The sequence below is a fragment of the Salmonella sp. 741265050_HSA genome (genome assembly GCF_046569445.1).
In the GTDB taxonomy this organism is placed as follows: Bacteria; Pseudomonadota; Gammaproteobacteria; order Enterobacterales; family Enterobacteriaceae; genus Salmonella; species Salmonella enterica.
The window spans coordinates 20,387-35,210 of the sequence record NZ_JBKFSV010000003.1 but is presented as its reverse complement, the minus strand read 5'-3'; the positions used below and the strand labels follow the sequence as shown (position 1 = coordinate 35,210).

At 49.8% G+C, this 14,824-nt stretch carries 17 protein-coding genes; 14 read left to right on the top strand and 3 right to left on the bottom strand.

The genetic code is table 11. From position 1 onward, the window contains the following. Nucleotides 1–84: 84 nt before the first annotated feature. From ACLD4F_RS08505 to ACLD4F_RS08485, 5 genes are all read left to right on the top strand, one after another. The gene (locus ACLD4F_RS08505; protein WP_002954289.1) at nt 85–423 is read left to right on the top strand and encodes a Cox family DNA-binding protein; all 339 of its coding nucleotides are present in this window, start codon (nt 85–87) and stop codon (nt 421–423) included. Nucleotides 424–448: 25 nt separating this feature from the next. After that, nucleotides 449–781, top strand: a complete 333-nt coding sequence (locus tag ACLD4F_RS08500) for a hypothetical protein (protein ID WP_001534817.1) — start codon at nt 449–451, stop codon at nt 779–781. Between the two features lie 9 nt (nt 782–790). Continuing rightward, the gene (locus ACLD4F_RS08495; RefSeq protein ID WP_002954290.1) at nt 791–1,360 is read left to right on the top strand and encodes a 3'-5' exonuclease; all 570 of its coding nucleotides are present in this window, start codon (nt 791–793) and stop codon (nt 1,358–1,360) included. A gap of 260 nt (nt 1,361–1,620) precedes the next feature. After that, nucleotides 1,621–4,275, top strand: a complete 2,655-nt coding sequence (locus tag ACLD4F_RS08490) for a toprim domain-containing protein (protein ID WP_002954291.1) — start codon at nt 1,621–1,623, stop codon at nt 4,273–4,275. 119 nt (nt 4,276–4,394) lie between these two features. Next, nucleotides 4,395–5,375, top strand: coding sequence for a coiled-coil domain-containing protein (locus ACLD4F_RS08485; RefSeq protein ID WP_225905931.1), 981 nt, complete (start codon nt 4,395–4,397; stop codon nt 5,373–5,375). Between the two features lie 43 nt (nt 5,376–5,418). Here the strand turns inward: ACLD4F_RS08485 and ACLD4F_RS08480 are convergent, their stop codons facing one another. Genes ACLD4F_RS08480 through ACLD4F_RS08470 form a run of 3 tightly spaced genes read right to left on the bottom strand, consistent with a single transcriptional unit; the run spans nt 5,419 to nt 8,548 of the window. Next, complete coding sequence (locus ACLD4F_RS08480) at nt 5,419–5,748, bottom strand: ogr/Delta-like zinc finger family protein (protein ID WP_031622694.1); 330 nt, start codon at nt 5,746–5,748, stop codon at nt 5,419–5,421. Beyond that, the gene (locus ACLD4F_RS08475; protein WP_001534877.1) at nt 5,748–6,767 is read right to left on the bottom strand and encodes a phage portal protein; all 1,020 of its coding nucleotides are present in this window, start codon (nt 6,765–6,767) and stop codon (nt 5,748–5,750) included. Before ACLD4F_RS08475 ends, ACLD4F_RS08480 begins: the two co-directional genes overlap by 1 nt. Continuing rightward, nucleotides 6,764–8,548: a terminase large subunit domain-containing protein gene (locus tag ACLD4F_RS08470; protein WP_002954292.1), complete on the bottom strand. Its 1,785-nt coding sequence runs from the start codon at nt 8,546–8,548 to the stop codon at nt 6,764–6,766. The genes ACLD4F_RS08475 and ACLD4F_RS08470 overlap by 4 nt, the downstream gene beginning before the upstream one ends. Nucleotides 8,549–8,691: 143 nt before the next feature. On the opposite strand from ACLD4F_RS08470, the gene ACLD4F_RS08465 reads away from it, so the two are divergent. The 9 genes from ACLD4F_RS08465 to ACLD4F_RS08425 all read left to right on the top strand — a co-directional run bounded on the left by ACLD4F_RS08465 (nt 8,692) and on the right by ACLD4F_RS08425 (nt 14,813). Continuing rightward, complete coding sequence (locus ACLD4F_RS08465) at nt 8,692–9,528, top strand: GPO family capsid scaffolding protein (protein WP_001534870.1); 837 nt, start codon at nt 8,692–8,694, stop codon at nt 9,526–9,528. 34 nt (nt 9,529–9,562) lie between these two features. After that, nucleotides 9,563–10,591: a phage major capsid protein, P2 family gene (locus ACLD4F_RS08460; RefSeq protein WP_002954293.1), complete on the top strand. Its 1,029-nt coding sequence runs from the start codon at nt 9,563–9,565 to the stop codon at nt 10,589–10,591. A gap of 11 nt (nt 10,592–10,602) precedes the next feature. Beyond that, nucleotides 10,603–11,301, top strand: coding sequence for a phage terminase small subunit (gene gpM, locus ACLD4F_RS08455; RefSeq protein ID WP_001534829.1), 699 nt, complete (start codon nt 10,603–10,605; stop codon nt 11,299–11,301). An 18-nt stretch (nt 11,302–11,319) separates the two neighbouring features. After that, nucleotides 11,320–11,511, top strand: a complete 192-nt coding sequence (locus ACLD4F_RS08450) for a hypothetical protein (RefSeq protein WP_000505908.1) — start codon at nt 11,320–11,322, stop codon at nt 11,509–11,511. Between the two features lie 93 nt (nt 11,512–11,604). After that, complete coding sequence (locus ACLD4F_RS08445; RefSeq protein WP_001534883.1) at nt 11,605–12,057, top strand: head completion/stabilization protein; 453 nt, start codon at nt 11,605–11,607, stop codon at nt 12,055–12,057. After that, nucleotides 12,054–12,536 (top strand): phage tail protein, encoded by a 483-nt coding sequence (locus ACLD4F_RS08440; protein ID WP_001534864.1) that lies wholly within the window; start codon nt 12,054–12,056, stop codon nt 12,534–12,536. Before ACLD4F_RS08445 ends, ACLD4F_RS08440 begins: the two co-directional genes overlap by 4 nt. Continuing rightward, on the top strand, nt 12,533–13,237 hold the full coding sequence (locus tag ACLD4F_RS08435) for a hypothetical protein (RefSeq protein ID WP_001534848.1): 705 nt from the start codon (nt 12,533–12,535) through the stop codon (nt 13,235–13,237). The genes ACLD4F_RS08440 and ACLD4F_RS08435 overlap by 4 nt, the downstream gene beginning before the upstream one ends. Continuing rightward, nucleotides 13,234–14,361 (top strand): DUF2586 domain-containing protein, encoded by a 1,128-nt coding sequence (locus ACLD4F_RS08430; protein WP_001534842.1) that lies wholly within the window; start codon nt 13,234–13,236, stop codon nt 14,359–14,361. The genes ACLD4F_RS08435 and ACLD4F_RS08430 overlap by 4 nt, the downstream gene beginning before the upstream one ends. Beyond that, nucleotides 14,358–14,813, top strand: coding sequence for a phage protein (locus ACLD4F_RS08425; RefSeq protein ID WP_000166745.1), 456 nt, complete (start codon nt 14,358–14,360; stop codon nt 14,811–14,813). Before ACLD4F_RS08430 ends, ACLD4F_RS08425 begins: the two co-directional genes overlap by 4 nt. Nucleotides 14,814–14,824: the final 11 nt, after the last annotated feature.

Here is a 14,824-nt window from a genome sequence, read left to right as displayed (position 1 = left end):
TTTGCTTGTCAGATGTGACATACAAATACACCCTAGAGCGGATTAAAGCGCCCTAAGAACCCAAACTGACGGAGGATAACACAGATGAAAGAGCTATCCGAAAATGAGATTTCATTACTGGTGACACCAGAACTTTTTGCTACCTACATAGGTAAAACACCGTCTGCGATCCGAAAAATGGCTTCTGCTAATAAGTTGCCAGTTGTACGCATGAAAGATCCTGATAACCCCTCGAAAAAAGGGGGAGAAATTTATATTCATCGTGGCGAATGGGATGATTACGCAGCTTACCTTGCGCAGTCTGCGCCGCCTGAGTGGCATAACTGGAAAAACCGCTTATTTACATCTGAACCAGGAATCTTTAAAGAGTGGGCTAAGCGAGTTTTTACGACGAGTAAAACAACAAGCCATAATAAAAAATAATTTTTAAATTTATTCGGGATTCACTATGAAAGCGAAATACGCCACGCTTATTCGTAGCCTGTTACGTACCTATCGCGAACAGGCAAGTGCTATTGAGAAGGAGTCATTCTCTGTTCATAGCGATGGTATCCAGTTAATGGAGCTAAATTTAAAACTGGCGAAGTGTCTCGAAGGTATGTCTTTAATGGCCAGGTTTAATAATGAATTTGAGGATTATTGTGAACTTCACGAAATTACCATGATGGCTTTTAATGGGAGTATTCCGGTTGATGATAATATTCCAGGCCTCATTTCACTCGCTTCATGCACTGTAAAAAATAATAAAACTGCTGTACAACTTACCGCCGTTCAACGTTAAGGAAATACCATGAAACATTTAATGATTGACCTTGAGACAATGGATAATAAACCAACCGCTGCAATTACCGCTATCGGTGCTGTTCTGTTTAATCCGGAAACGGGTGAAATGGGTGAAACATTCTATCGTCGTATTAGTCTTACAAGTAGCGTTGATTACGACTGCACGATGGGCGCAGATACAGTGTTGTGGTGGCTGCGTCAGTCCATCGAAGCAAAGAGCGAGATTATTAATGATGCGAATTGTCCGCTGGATACCGCCATATCTGACCTTTTCCATTTTATCTGTGAACTTACTGATGCACATCATTTACAGGTCTGGGGTAATGGAGCGTCATTCGACAACGTTATTCTTCGTCATGCTGCAAATAAGGTCGGCTTGTTAAGCCCGATGTGGAATTACTGGAATGATCGTGATGTGAGAACAGTAAGTGCACTGGCTAAAGTTTTGGGACTGAATATTAATAATATTATTAAGTTTGAAGGCGTTAAACATCACGCTTTATATGATGCTATCCATCAGGCAAAAATTGTTTCTTATGTCTGGATGTATCTCATAAAAATAGCTAGTGTGAAATAATTATGCTGACAGTGACCTCTCATGCGAGTGAAAGTGTCATTAATAGGGCATTTTCAGTACTGACAGAATATTACAACGGTAAAAAGGTTTATCAGGTTATTAAGCCGAATCATTATTTTTCTGTTCATGTCTCCTATCGCTGGCGTCTGCTTAGTAAGGATAAGGGCAGGAACTGGGAATTAATGACGCATGAGCGATATAACAAACAGTATAAAATATAATTTTTGCCTTTTATTCATTATTTCACAAATGGATTATTTATGAACGCAACGATACAACAGGACGTGGTGCGGCGTCTTGTTCAGGATTTTGAGTTTAAAGAGCGGGATAAGTATTTGCAGCAGGGGGTATGCCCTAAGTGTCGTAAGCGCGAATTATTCACCAGCATTGATAAGCCCTGGATTCTGAAGTGTGGCCGCGAAAATAACTGCGGCCATCAGGTCGTTGTTAAAGAGCTGTACCCGGATATTTTTGAGGACTGGTCTAAGCGGTATAAGGACACGCCTGAAACTCCACACGCAGCTGCGGAGGCGTATTTGCGCGAGGCCAGAGGGCTGGATACCGAACCACTTAAAGGCATCTTCACCCAGGGCGCGTTTGTTAAAGATGGCATGGGATCGGCAACAGTCAGATTTAAGCTGTCCTGTGGTGCCATATGGGAACGCATCATTGATCAACCGCAGCGTTTCGGTAAGCAAAAAGCCAATATCAAAGGGAGCTATGTCGGTCATTGGTGGGTGCCACCTTTTGTCAATCTGCTGGAAGTAAACGAAATCTGGATCACTGAGGGGATATTTAATGCGCTGAGTCTTTGCCAGGCAGGTTTACCCGCCGTTGCCACGCTGAGTAGTAACAACTACCCACTAGTCGCACTGGATACCTTGGCCAAAGAGCTGGGTGAAAAACCGCGCCCACGCCTTGTATGGGCGTTTGACGGTGATAAGGCCGGCACAAAGCATACGCTGGCGTTCGCAGCTCGTAGTGAGGATGCCGGCTGGAAAGTTCGCGCGGCGCAGCCGGTGAAATCATCCTCCAGTCTGGACTGGAATGACTTGTTGTTGCGTGGCCGGTTAAGCAAATCGGACATCAAAAATTATCGCTACTATGGCGATATTCTGCTGGCGAAAAGTCCGACTGAAAAAGCGCTTCTCATGCATCAGCATAATGAGTGGCATTCGTTCTATTTTGAACATAATTCCCGAATGTACTGGTTTGAACTGGATCTGGACAGGTACATGCGAGCCTATGAGCGCATAAGTAATACTGGTACTGAAGTTATCCAGGACTGGGAAGCCAAAGAACGTGCGGTGAAAGAATCTGGCGGCGTGACAGAAATAGCTAACTGCTGGCTGACTCCGCTCTATTTCCAGCGTTCTGAACCTACTGACGAGTCCTGGTATTACGTTAAGGTCAACATGCCGAACCGGCCAGCGGTGAAGGATACCTTCACGGCGAACCAGCTCACCAGCTCCGCCGAGTTTAAGAAACGTTTGCTGCATATTGCCAAAGGGGCGGTATACACCGGCAGCACCAAGCAACTGGATAAGTTCATCCAGATGCGGCTTCCTGAAATAAAAGAGGTTAAGACACAGAACTTTATCGGCTACAACAAAGATTATTCAGCGTGGCTGTTTAACCGTGTGGCCGTGTGCGATGGCCGATTGTATGAGATGAACGATGAAGACTATTTTGAAATCAATCACGCCAGTGTAAAAAGCCTGAGCCTGACACCATCGCTGGATCTGAATCCAAAGCTGAATGAATTTACCACGGGCTGGATTGACGATATCTGGACGGCATTTGGTGAAAAGGGGTACGTGGCGCTGGCATTCTGGCTGGGGTCGCTGTTTGCCGAACAAATCCGGGAGCGCGATAAGTCATTCCCGTTTCTGGAAATCGTGGGGGAACCGGGGACAGGTAAATCCACACTGATTGAATTTCTGTGGAAGCTCGCCGGCCGTGAAGAATACGAAGGTTTTGATCCTTCTAAGTCCACGGCCGCAGCGCGTGGGCGCAACTTTGCCCAGGTCGGCAACCTGCCGGTTGTGTTAATCGAAGGCGACCGCACCACGGATAACGCCAAGCAACGCGCTTTTGACTGGGATGAACTGAAATCATTGTATAACGGCCGCGCTTCCCGTGCTGTGGGGATAAAGTCCAACAATAACGAGACATACGAACCGCCATTCAGGGGCAGTATTGTGATTGCGCAGAACGCTGATACAGACGGCAGCAAGGCGTTTCTGGAGCGTATTATCCATATCTATACCGACAAGCGCGGGCAATCTATTCAGACGCGCCACGCTGCGGAGCGACTGGAACAACTCCCTGTTAGCCGAGTATCCGGATTCACACTACTGGCCACCATGCGTGAGAAAGAAATCATGCAAACGTTCGGTAAGGGATACGAACGCGCCAGGAGCGAGCTGGAGTCTAACAGCAATATTCGCCATATCCGTATTGCAAAGAATCACGCGCAGCTTGTGGGCTTGCTGGAGGCGCTTGCGCTTGTTGTACCTGTGCCGGTCGAACGCATAGAAAAAACGCGTGAAGCCATCACCGCACTGGCCATTGAACGTTGTCAGGCGCTTAAAAAGGATCACCCAATGGTGCAGGAGTTTTGGGAGCTGTTTGATTACCTGGATGAACTGGCACCCTATGGCATCAACCATTCATCAGATGAAAATGAAATTGCAGTAAATTTCAACCACATGGAAGAAGTTGCAGCAGCACACAGGCAGCGTATTCCGTTCACTTTAACAGAAATAAAAAAGCTGCTTAAGAATGGTAATGAACGTCGGTTCATCAGACAAAGCACCACGCGCAGCGCAGTTAGTGAGCGCCATAACCGTGGTAAAGGGGATATGCAACGGATGCCGGATACATTCCGATGCTGGATTTTTAAACGAGATTAACCACCTTGTATCTCTCAGTTTATAGCTAAAAACTGTGACATCATGAAGGAAGTCGTGATGTCACAGTTTTCTAATAGTATGATATTATTCATTTATCAATAACTTTGTTTAAAAAACTAATGGTTGATATTCCTAAAATGAGCGAAACAATAGATAAAGCTTTGGATGCGGTAAAATCAGTTACAACTGAACCGGTAGTGAAAGCTGTTAATCAACGGTTATCAAATCCATTTTTTCTATGCTTTATATCCTCTTGGGTTCTCTGTAACTGGGACCGCGTTCTATTACTCTTATTCTCGTTCAGTCTGGACATTGAACAACGTATTGAAAAAATAAAAGCGTTACCCTCAAATAGTGTCTTTTTTGGAATTAGTATCCCTCATACCCATACATTTTGGTATCCATTTGTTGCCTCAATTATATTTGTAGTTGGTACTCCTTTTATTTCATACGTTGTCGATGTAATACAAAATGGAGTGCTTACGAAAAAGAGTACAAATGATAGTAAGAGAAAACAGAGTGCTCTTGATTTAAAAATAGAAGAAATAAATAAAAATGTCGAGTATGAATATGCAGACGCAAAAGCGAGGCTAAATGCTGAAAGGGCAAATAAAGCTATTGAGTATGATACAAACGCGCTTGAAGATAAATATAATAATGCCCAGATAAAACTCAGGGATATTAATGAATTAATAAAGGAAAAGGGAAAAGAGGTTCAGACAGTTACCAATTCTTATTATAATGCTATAGACTCAATTTCGAAGGTGAGAACGGAACTGGAATTAAAAGAAAAGGAACTAATGGATTTGAATGCCAAAATTATAACGAATCAAAATAAATTAGACGCTATTAATCAGGAGATATCTAAAAATACATTGCCTTTTGCAAGGCCGACTTTAGGTTCAAGCGGGTTTCAGGGGCTTGGTTTAAGTTCTGCGGAATCAACTTGGCCAGGTGAGAATCTAGCTAAACTTCATTGGGGGATACCTGGGGCAAATTGGCCTGGTCTGATTCCTGCCAGTCTTCAAACTGCTAATGATTTAGCCTCCGGCCTTATTCCTGTAAACCATCCTAATAATGATATAAATAAAAACAAATAATTGCTCAACGTTTATGTAAAAAGGCACCAGTTGGTGCCTTTTTCTATGCAGCTGCGGTGCCGTCCTGACCCAGAAACTTGAGCATTAGCTGTTTTTGCTGCATATCAAGGCTGTTACAGATAGTGGCGATCAACGCATCGCTGGATTTGGCGCTGGGACTGATGGTATGCGAGAACGTCATATTCATCACAAACGTGTGACCACATTCAACATCAGTACAAGCGCAATATAAATCAGATAGCTCCTTGTGCTTTCTGGCTGTTTTTTTGATAACAGCCCTTGCCTCACATACCGGACAGTAAACCTTCATTACCCGCATATCCATCGCTCCGGAAGTTGGAAAACGATGATATTTTAGCCTTTTTGCGGACATTAATCACCTTCCAGCTCACTGTCTTTCAGGAAATTAAGATACAGGTGGGGGGGGACATCATTTTCCTGTTCCACTGCGGCGGTGAACATGCGTTGAATAGGTAAAATCTCCGCTTTGCGGTATGTTTTGGCGGCTTTCTCAATATCGCCCATTATAGCTCCGTTGGTGGGGATAATCCCTGCCAGACCAGCCGGAAAACGATGCGCGGTCAGCACGTCCTGGGCGCTGATGCTTTTGATGTTCTGAAACTCATCTTTGGCGCTGATATCGCCAATCGGGATAAATTTGATGCCATCCGGATCGCCTTTGGGGATGTTCACAAACATGGTGCTGAAGTTCCCGATCCCCTTCGACTGCTCCAGCTTCTGAATGATTTCTTCTTCCACTTCGTCGGTCATATTCGGGTCGTTGCAATAAATCATGCCGCCCGTGTGACCACCGTTGTGGTAGTAACGCCGGCGAAAAATCGTGGCTTCACCGTTGAGCATGGCGGAGTGGATGCCGCTGATGTAATCCGGAAGACCATAAATGGCCTGTTGCGGGTCGTACTGCCTGAGAAAAATAATATCTTCAGGCGGATAAATTACCGGTTCACCCTGCTGAAGTACAACAAATTCCCCGGTCTTACGCTGGCGGGTATAGAGTGCCGGCAGCGGGTAAAGTGCGATTACATCCCCCCAGCCGTTACGTACCTTGAGAATGGCCACATCACCGAACGTCAGCCAGTCAAACACGGCCGCGCCCAGTTGCTCATGCGTCAGGCCGCCGCCATCATAATTTGCTGTCACCATATTGCGGCGGGCATACAGCACGCCACCGTGCTGCGCGTTCAGGTTTACCAGTTGCGCCAGCGCCAGCCGGTCAATCGGGAGCGTCCAGTGTTCCGCTTCATTGTCATACCAGACGTCTGTATAGTTCGTGCCGGTCGTCAGAATGGGTTCTGGCTTACCCAGCGTGATAAGACTCATATGGCGCGGTCTGGTAACGGTGCGGCGTTCCCTGTATTTCCGTTTTTTCATGCTGCTTTCCCTAAGTTGCCCCAGCGTGATTTTCGCTGGTTTTCAAAGTTTAATGGTTCGTTGTCAATGGCATGGGCGATAGCCCAGAAGCTGTCAGCGTGGCCGGTTTCAGCTGTACGGTCGGCAACAAACGTCATAGCGTTACCGCTGGCCGTGGATGTTCTGCGGATGGTCATAAAGCTGGCGGCGATTTCCGTCTTCTCCTTATCCCATTCCACGCGGTTGTCTTCGATAACGTCGATCATCTTCATCACCAGGCGGTTTTTCGTTTCCACGCCGTAGCGGATAGCCACCGCCTGACGCATGGCAAAATGCTGCACATCCTCAAAGACACCACTCCCCAGACCGGTAATATCAATGCCGATGTAGGTCATGTTGTACTGGCCAAACAGCTTCTTAATTTGTGCCGCCTGCCATTTCCAGTTCATTCCCTGCCAGTGGAATACGCGCAGCACGCGAAATTTTTCGCCAGCCACGATTGGCGGCGCGATAATCACGAAGGTGGATGTGTCCCCGCTGCGTGCAGGGTCATAGCCTGCCCATACTTCACGATTGCCGAATGGCCGTGGCAGGTTTTCGTCATGATCCTCCCAGATATCCGGATCAACACAGCAACGTTCGACGTGGGAGAACGAAAATACGCTGTCCTTGCTGTCCACGAACACGCACATGTACAGCATGTTGAAGGTGTCGCGGTTGTAGCGGTTGCGCAGCTTATCAATGCTGGCCAGGTTAAACCCGCCTGCGATCGCGTCTTCCAGCGTGATGATGTAGCGCCACTGGCCATCAGGACATAACCGTCCGCCGTCACGCAGCTCCTTCTCTGTTGGGAACGCCACTCGTGCGCGTTTTTTGTCGCCGCGCTTCCACTCTTCGCCTGTCCAGAACGGGTACGCCTGGTGTGTTTTGCTGCTGGGTGTGGAAAAGTAAGTGGTGCGCCATTTGTCGTGTGTGGCCATTGCGCTGGCCACTTCGTTTAATTTTGCAAAGTTGGGTACCCAGAAATATTCATCACAGTACAGATGGCCACTGTATGACTGGGCGGTGTTCTTATTGGTTGACAGGAAGCGCAGCTCCGCGCCGTTGGACAAACGGATGGGGTTGCCGGTCAGCTCCACGCCGAAATACTGCTCCGCAATGTTGACGATATAGCTGCGGAATACTTCAGCCTGGGCTTTTGAGGCGGACAGGAAGATTTGCGGATCACCTGTCATAACCGCATTCTCAAACGCTTCTATTGAGAAATACCAGGTTGCGCCAATCTGGCGGCTTTTCAGGATATTCCTGATTTGCTGATGAAGATTGTCGCGAAGGTGTTTCTGGTAGCCGAAAAGGTGCTCCAGCGCGAAACGGTCAAAATCCTCCTGGGTTAGATGGCTGATATCGTTCTTTTTGTATTTGCCGCGTTTCCGGGGCTTTTCGTCGCCACAGGACTGGCGGGACGCCAGCGCATCACTTTCACTGAGTTTAATTTCTGCCAGCTTTTCCTGATGTTTATTATGTTGTGCACGCAGTTTCACCAGGTGAGACACGAGGCTGTCCAGCTCCCGCAGCTCCAGTTCCGATTTCCCTTCACGTAATGTCAGCGACTGAATACGGCGGTTTAATGCGTCTTCGGTTGATTCGTGGCTGAGTAATTCCGCCCAGCAATATTTCTCCGCCCAGTAATAGACAATGCGTCTGTTAGGCAGATTAAGTTCACCGGCAATTTCCTGCGGGGTATAACGTTTTAAATAAAGCGCCCGCGCAACGCCTTTTAATTCTTCAGAGTATTTAGCCATGCACACATTATGCACGGGCAGTTCTTTATTAAATCCTGCTTTATTTCTGATGTGTTCGGTTAATTGTTTATATCCGAAATGAAGTGAATGCGGCGGTTAATTTAATTGGCGATACTGAAAACCGCAGCAGGAAGGGAGGCAATATGTCAGGTTCACAGCTGGCAACAAACTGGATTTGTATCGCTACTGCGGGTGAAACGGTTGATAAGCGGGCTATTGAAGAGCAATGGCTACTGGATGCCGCTGAATTATACGACCCCTCTTTGTATACGGCGCTGTTATGGCCGGAGCATTCCCGTAATTTCGGGAATATGGGGGAGGTGCTGGAATTAAAAGCTGAACGTGATGATGAAGGTATTTTGCGTTTATATGCTCGTTTATGTCCTGGTATTTCGTTACTTCAGGCGAACGCCAACGGGCAACTTTTATTTTTGTCTCCGGAATTCACACCGGACGGTAATTTCCGGAACACCGGTAAGACCTATCTGGAAGGGCTGGCAGTCACTGACAGCCCGGCAGGAGTGAGCACCACACGGCTACGTTTCAGCCGCACCAAAGGAAAACGCATCGGCCCGTATAAGCCGCTGGCGTTTGATGAAGTCAGGGAATTTAAAAAGGAAAAGGGAATGTCTAAAGCGAAAAAAGGCTGGCGCCATTTTTTCAGTATTGAAGAGCCGGAACAAACCACGGAACAGGAGCCGTCACAATCTGACGCCTTGCAGGCGCTGGCTGAAGCACTGGACGCCATTGATAAGCGTGTTACCGCTATTGAGACGCGCCTTAGTGAAACCGAAGACGCTGTATCTGACGTACAGGATGATGTGGATACAGTAAAAGAAGTGGTGGATACCGAAGATTTTGCGCGCCTGGTGGGCAATCTGCCGGAGCTGGTGAAAAACTTCAGCAAGCTGAACAGCAAAGTTACCCAGTTGCCGGATAAAAAATTCAGCAAGGGCAAAAAAGGCTTCAATTTCCTGTAAGGGATAACACAACTTTTCTTTAAGGAAAAAGGATATGCAATTAAATGCGAAAGCCCGTGAATTTCTGCGCCAGTACCACAATGGTCTGCGTGAATCCTACGGTGCGACCGATGGCGACCGCTGGTTTGCGCTGTCAGATCCGAAAGAAACCCAGATGCGTAATGCGCTGCTGGAGGAGTCATCTTTCCTGAATCTGTTGACGGTTGCTGATGTGGATCAGTTACAGGGGCAGGTGGTTCCGGTTGGCAGTTCTGGCCTGTATACCGGGCGTGTGCTGGATGGCCGTTTCCGTAAAAAAGTGGGCGTCAGCGGGAATGATTACAGGCTGGTCGAAACAGATTCGTGTGCCGCACTGACCTGGCAGTTGCTTTCTGTCTGGGCGAATGCCGGCGATGAAAACGAGTTTTTCCAGCGCGTCCAGGAGTTCACCAATCAGGCGTTTGCGCTGGATATGCTGCGTATCGGGTTTAATGGTACCAAAGTGGCAGAAACCACAAATGCGGAAACCAACCCGAACGGCGAGGATGTGAACAAGGGCTGGCATCAAATCGTTAAAGAGTGGAAGGACGGCCAGCAGATCATCACTGATAAGGTTGTGCTGGACGGTGACGGTAAAGGTGATTACGTGTCGCTGGATGCGATGGCATCCGATCTTATCAATGCCAAAATTCCGGCACAGTACCGTAATGATCCGCGTCTGGTGGTTCTGGTAGGTGCTGACCTGGTGGCGGCGGAGTCGTTCCGTCTGTATCAGAAAGCTGATAAACCCACTGAAAAGATTGCGGCACAGCTGCTGTCTGACAGTATCGCCGGCCGTACGGCTTATGTTCCGCCGTTTATGCCAGGCAAGCGCATGATTGTTACCACACTGCCTAACCTGCATATCTACACCCAGCGCGGTACGCGTCAGCGTAAAGCGGAGTTTGTGGAAGATCGCAAGCAGTATGAAAACAAATACCTGCGTAATGAAGGCTATGCCGTGGAATATCCGGAACTGTATGCCGCATTTGACGAAAGCGCGGTAACGATTGGGGCAACGGCTGCACCGCCAGCAGGCGCATAACGGGGGAAATAATGCAGTTGTCACCGGCACAGCGACACAGCGCGCGTATTGCAGCAGAACGGCTGCTGCGTCAGCAACAATCTCTCGACAGTGAAACCAGTCTGCACGTCCAGATTGCGGCACTGGAAAAGGATGTGGCAGCGGCCGCAGCGATTAGCAACCGTGCGGAGCGCATGGAGTTCAAGCGTGATGTGCTGTTGCCCCGCTGGATGCCGACCGCACAAACCTGGCTGGAAAGTGACAGCATGCATCAGAATCCCGTTTTTGCCTGGTGTGTCATCTGGCTGTTTGATACCGGCCAGTTCGATCAGGCGCTGGACTGGGCGGATGTGGCCATCGAACGGGGGCAGGAAACCCCGGCCGCGTTCGGCAGTGCGTTCCCGGTGTTTGTGGCCGATACGGTACTGGCCTGGGCGGAGACGGAAGCCGCACAGGGGCAGGATGTGGAGCCGTATTTCAGCCGCACGCTGGGAAACGTTATGCAGCACTGGAATATGTATGAGGTCATCAAGGCCAAATATGTGAAATTTGCCGGTCTGCACCTGCTACGCGATGAGAACGGAGAGCCACGCGCAGCGGCAACGGAAGACAGGGATGTATTGCTCCGGGCGAAGGATTTGCTGGAGCAGGCGAAGGGATTCGACCCTAAATGTGGCGTTGGTACGATGTTGCAGCGTATTGCTGCCCGTCTGCGGGCGCTTGAAAAATAGTCATCGGAGAGTTCAAAAATGGGGTTTAAACATTCACTTGGGCAAGCAGTGAAGATTTCTGTCAGCGGTGAGAAAGGGCATGTGAAAGCCCGTGCAGAATACACCCACTGCTGCAATCAGTATCTGATCCACTATCAGGCTGCTGATGGCCGTGCGGTTGATTCGTGGTTTGAAGAAGGCGAGATTCAGGCCGCAGTAAGCGGCGAATAAGACTACCGACCCGAAAGCGGGCGCGGTGGAGGGGATCGCATCAGCGTATCGCCCGTGGAAACCGGCCAGCCCGCTTTTTTCCGGAGGAACAGGATGTTCAGCGGAACTGCAATTGATTTTGATGATGCCATTCTGACGAATGATGGCTTCTGGCCAGACCTGAGCGTGAAGGATTTTCAGTCCCAGCGTGCTATTCCTGCCGATATCGACGCAGCCACCATCCGTCAGGCGCTGCTGACCGCAGCCGGTGAAATCAATGATGATCTGATCAGGGTAGTGGCAGATTGTCGTCTCAGTGGCCATGCAAGCGCGGCGGACGTTCCGGGCGTTGAGATTGACGGTGAAAATCTGTTGTGCGCCCGTTACCGCAAGGCTGTTTTTTCCCGCGCCAAAGCTGACCTGATGGGCGAATTTGCGTCTGTTGGTCGCCGTGAAAGCCATCCGGGGCAGGAAAGCGATGAAACCCGCTCCAGTCTGATAGCGGAATCCACGCTGGCGGTACGGCGTATCAAAGGGCTGAAACGCATCACGGTGGCCATGATATGAGCCAGCTTACCGAATTAACGGATTTTCTCATTGCGAACATGCCCAGACGGGCAATGCAGGGATTTGACAGCCAGATGGATGAAATCGCATTCATCCCGGCACAGCGTGACACCGGGCTGGGGCAGTATCGCATTGCCATCATTCGTTATAACGCCGTGCTGACGTGGGAGCGTTATCCCTACCGTGAGTACGATCCCAAAATTCTGATGGCGTTATTTATGTCGTGGCTTTGTCAGGATGAGCGGGCGCTCTTTGAGGAAACCGGCATTGATGCCGAACTACCGGAATTTGATATCGAAACCATCGACCAGGAAACCGCCATTATGGTGGTGACGTTGCCAATGGTGGAGGAACTGAATCTGATCCCCGATCCCAAAGGTCAGATCCCGTTTGATGGCCAGCGCTGGAAGCTGGCAAACCCCGAAGTCTGGACGGCGGATGAGGTGACGGTGATCCCCGTCAATGAGGGGGAGGGATGATAAATGGCGAACTGAACCAGGAACAGTTCCGCCAGCTACAGGAGGCGCTGAAAAAGCTGGATTTGCCTCCTGCCAGACGTCGCCGGCTGTTGTGGCGTATGGCGAAATACGGCGTGGAAGCCGCAGCAAAGCGCAATGTGCGCAACCAGCAGTCACCGGAGGGGGATAAGTGGCAGGGGAGACAGACCCGGCGTAAAGGCAAAATGTTGCGCAATATGCCGAAACTTATCCGCATCCGTGAAATGCCGGAAACGGATTCCGTCAGGTTGTATCTGGCCGGTGGCCATTACCGGAATGCGAAGGGAAATCTGCCTGCCGGCGTGGTGGGTTACGTCCAGCAGAATGGCATGAGCGTAACCGTCAACCGCAGGCAGGTGGAAGGCCGTGAGCAGGGGGATAAACCTGCATCACTGCGACAGGCGAAACGTCTGCGTAAGGCCGGGTATAAAGTCAGGCGCGGCAAGCGCTGGCGTAAGCCCGGTTATAAGGAAATACAGGAAAAAATGACCGCCAGACAGGCAGGTTTGCTTATCCGGATACTGGAGGACAAACCGGTCAAAACATCCTGGCAGATTGATTTACCTGCCAGGGCGTTTCTGGGGATAGGTCAGGATGATTTTAACAGAGCGCTGGCACGACAGCTTCAGGCTATCGGGTTCGGCTGGGATGTTAACGCGCAGGATATCAGGGGGAGAGCATGACCTGGCCAATCGTAACCGTTAACCAGGTAAACCAGTTACTGGGTGAAACCAAAGAGGTGGAACGCACGTTGCTGTTTATCGGTACGGGTACCAAAAATGTGGGAAAAACTCTGGCTGTTAATGCACAGAGTGACTTTAACGCGCTACTGGGTGAGGGAAACAGTCCGTTAAAAAGTGATGTACTGGCTGCACTGGCGAACGCCGGGCAGAACTGGTGGGGGTTCATCCATGTGCTGGCCGCTGACAGTGAGTCAGGGGCGTGGGTTGATGCCGTCAAAGCTGCACAGGTTTCCTGTTCGGTGGAAGGTGTGGTGCTGTCGGATGATGTGGCTGCAAAAGAGCAGATTAACCAGGCGGCAACGTTGCGATCCGAACTGATTGCAAAATACGGTCGCTGGGTGTGGTTCATTCTGGCCGTACAGGGTATGCAGGAGGATGAATCACAGGCGGATTATCTGAAACGTCTGTCCACTCTTCAGCAGGGTATTGCTGAAAAAGCGGTGCAGCTGGTTCCGCGTCTCTGGGGGAATGAACCGGGTGTTCTGGCCGGTCGCCTCTGTAATCGCGCTGTTACCATCGCTGACAGTCCGGCGCGGGTAAAAACCGGGCCGTTACTGAATCTGGGCAGCGATGAACTGCCGGAAGATGGCACCGGGAAAACACTGGAGCTGGCCACCCTTAAAGCGCTGGAAGCGCAGCGCTACAGCGTGCCGATGTGGTATCCGGATTATGACGGCTTTTACTGGGCTGACGGTCGCACGCTGGATGTGGAAGGAGGTGATTATCAGTCCATTGAGACGCTGCGTATTGTGGACAAGGCCGCCCGTCGTGTCCGTCTGCTGGCTATCGGTAAGATTGCCGATCGCTCCCTGAACAGTACACCGGGAAGCATTGCCGCACACCAGACGCTGTTTGCCCGTCCGCTGCGTGAAATGTCCACGGCGGCCAGCATTAACGGTGTGTCATTTCCGGGCGAAGTGAAGCCACCGCAGGACGGTGACGTGACCATTGTCTGGAAGAACAAAAAGGCGGTGGATATCTACATTGTGGTGCGTACGTATGAAGTACCACTGCAAATCACCATCAGTCTGTTACTGGATGCGAGTCTGGAGGCCAGCGCATGACCAAACGTATTTCAGGGATGTCCTTTGACGTCTACGTGGACGGCGACCTGATCCATATTGAAAAGATTTCGCTGGATATCACCGACAACAGTGCCGCAGCTCAGACACGCGGTGTACCTGACGGCTATGTCGACGGCGATGTGGCCGCAGAGGGTGAAATTGAAGTCAGTTCAAAAGTGCTTCAGGTACTGACGGCCAAAGCCCGTTCAGCCGGTTCATGGCGGGGCATTCCCCCTGTGGACTTCCTTTTTTACGCCAAAGCCGGCAGCGAAGAAATGAAGGTGGAAACCTTCGGTAATAAGCTCCAGCTCAATAGTGTACTGGATGTTGATCCGAAGGGCAGCAGCGTGTCCACGCATAAAATTAAATACTTCGTGACCAGTCCGAAGTTCGTCAACATCAACGGCGTTCCGTATCTGGAAGCGGAGGCCACGGAAAACCTGATTGGATAAGGGGCAGCAGG